This window comes from Candidatus Darwinibacter acetoxidans, from assembly GCF_041936445.1.
In the GTDB taxonomy this organism is placed as follows: Bacteria; Bacillota; Limnochordia; order Darwinibacteriales; family Darwinibacteriaceae; genus DTU010.
Window position 1 is genome coordinate 1 of record NZ_JBHGXH010000142.1, and the last position, 2,517, is coordinate 2,517.

General features: G+C 63.2%; 2 protein-coding genes. Both read left to right on the plus strand.

What is annotated here, in order from left to right:
* Positions 1–62 precede the first annotated feature (62 nt).
* Complete coding sequence (locus tag ACE4YL_RS05180; RefSeq protein ID WP_461358989.1) at positions 63–1,052, plus strand: N-acetylglucosamine kinase; 990 nt, start codon at positions 63–65, stop codon at positions 1,050–1,052.
* A 1-nt stretch (position 1,053) separates the two neighbouring features.
* Positions 1,054–2,316 carry a 6-phospho-beta-glucosidase gene (locus tag ACE4YL_RS05185; RefSeq protein WP_461358990.1) on the plus strand — a complete coding sequence of 421 codons (1,263 nt, stop codon included), beginning with the start codon at positions 1,054–1,056 and terminating at the stop codon, positions 2,314–2,316.
* Positions 2,317–2,517 lie beyond the last annotated feature (201 nt).

Here is a 2,517-nt window from a genome sequence, read left to right on the forward strand (position 1 = left end):
GGGGCTAAAGGAAAACGGGCCGCAAGGAAGAACTTTTCCACTACTGGATGGAGGTATGAGCTATGCTTTTCTTAGGAGTGGATGCGGGAGGCTCCAAAACCGTGGCGGCGCTGGCCGATGCCGCAGGGCAGGTTGTGGCCCTGGCTGAGGCTGGTCGCGGGAACTTCCAGCACTCGACAATTGAGGCCGCCCGGAACGAGGTGCAAAGAAGCATAGAGCTGGCTGCCGCCCAGGCGGCCATCGACGCGAACCAGATCTCTTCCGCCTATTTTGGCATGGCTGGGGCGGACCGCCCCCGCGACTTTGAGCTGGTGCGGGAGCTGCTGGCGCCCATCGTGCCGCCCCAGGCCCGCTGGGGCTTTGAAAACGATGCCCTCCTGGGTCTCTGGGCTGGAACCAGAACCGGGGTGGGCGTGGCGGTGATCTGCGGCACCGGAACCAATGTGGTGGGGGTGAACTCCCAGGGGGAAAAGGTGCAGGTGGGCGGCATGGGCACCCTCTTTGGGGACTATGCCGGCGGCGGCTACATCGGGGAGCTGGCCCTGGCCCGCAGCCAAAGGGGCGCGGAAGGGCGGGGTGAACCCACCATGCTCTATCAACTTCTCTGTGAGCACTACCAGGTGGGCGAACTTTTGGATTTGGTGGACTGGCTCTATGCCGGGAAGGATCTGGGCCTGGCGCAGCTCGCCCCCATCGTGGTGCAGGCCGCGGCCCAGGGCGATGCGGTGGCCTGGGAGATCCTCTTTGAAGTAGGGGAAGAGCTGGCCGTCTCTGCCCTGGCTGCCATCAGGCGCCTCTTCCAGCCGGAGGAGAAAGTGGAAGTTGTGGCCATGGGCAGTGTCTTCCAAAGGGCGCAGCATCCCCTCATGTACGAGGCCTTTGTCCGCAGGCTCCTGGACAGTGAATACACGGTGGAGGTGAAGACCCTCAAGACCGAACCCGTGGTGGGGGCCCTGCTTGCGGCCGCGGCCCAGGCTGGCGTGGATGTGGATGAGGAGTTCGCCCGCAGTCTAGAGGAGTCCATCAAAGATTACCTCCCCAAGGAGGGATAGCGTGAAAATCGCGGTGATCGGTGCCGGCAGCACCTATACCCCGGAGCTAGCGGAGGGGCTTCTGTGGGAAGCGGAAAGCCTCGGGCTGCAGGAAGTCTGGCTGCAGGACATTGACGCCCAGCGCCTGGAGGTGGTGGGGGGTCTGGTGCAGCGCATGGCCGCGGCCCAGGGCAGTCCCTTTGAGGTTCAGCAGGTGCTGGACAGGGTGGAGGCCATCGCCGGAGCGGATTTCGTAATCACGCAGATCAGGGTGGGCGGGCAAGAAGCCCGCATCCTGGACACCAAGATCTGCCTGGAAGAAGGGCTCATCGGCCAGGAAACCACGGGGCCTGTGGGTTTTGCCAAAGCTTTGCGCACTATCCCGGTCCTTTTGGAGATCTGTGCAGATTTACGGGCGTATGCACCCAAGGCCTGGCTGATCAACTTCACGAACCCGGCAGGGATCATCACCGAAGCGGTGCTCAAATACGGGGGTGTGAGGGCGGTGGGCCTCTGCAACATCCCCTGGGGCCTGAAAAACGCGGCGGCCCGGGCCTGCGGCGCAGCGCCGGAAGATGTGGACCTGGAGTACGTGGGGCTGAATCACTTCTCCTGGGTGCGGCGGATCATGGTCCAGGGACGGGACCGCACCGCAGAGCTTCTGGAAAAGCTCGCCGCGCCTGCCAATATCCCCGGATTGAGCTTGGATCCCGAGTTCCAGAGGGCCCTGGGTCTTTGGCCCAACAGCTACCTCAACTACTTCTACCTGCAGGATGAAATGCTCGAGCACCTGCGAAGCCAACCTAGAACCCGGGGAGATGTGGTCCGGGAACTGGAAGCGCAGCTCCTGAAGGCCTATCAAGACCCGAAGCTGCGCTCCAAGCCCAAGGAGCTGGAAAAACGGGGCGGGGCCCACTATTCCACCGCCGCCGTTTGGCTGATCCGCGACCTACACCTTAACCGCGGCGGAAGGCATATCGTCAATGTGGCCAACAACGGGGCGCTGCCCGATCTGCCCGCTGAGGCAGTGGTGGAAGTCCCCTGCCTGGTGGATGCGGGGGGAGCAAGGCCCCTGGCCATGGGCCGCCTGGAGCCCCACATCAGGGGCCTGATCCAGCATGTCAAGGCCTACGAGGAGCTCACCGTGGAAGCGGCGGTAACCAAGGACTACCACACCGCCCTCCTGGCCCTGGCGACCCATCCCCTTACAACTTCGGTGAATAAAGCACGACGCATCCTAGAACGGTTCAACGAAGCACACCAGTTGGGACTGGCGAAAACATAGCAAAAGCGCCCTCGAGGGGCGCTTTTGACACCTATGGCTGTTTACGCTTCATCCATGTGGGGATAGCGGTAGCAGCGGGGCGGCAGGAGGTTTTCCTTAATGGCCCGCTGGGATACCCACCTGAGCAGGTTGAGCATGCTGCCGGCCTTGTCGTTGGTGCCCGAAGCCCTGGCGCCGCCGAAGGGCTGCTGGCTCACCACG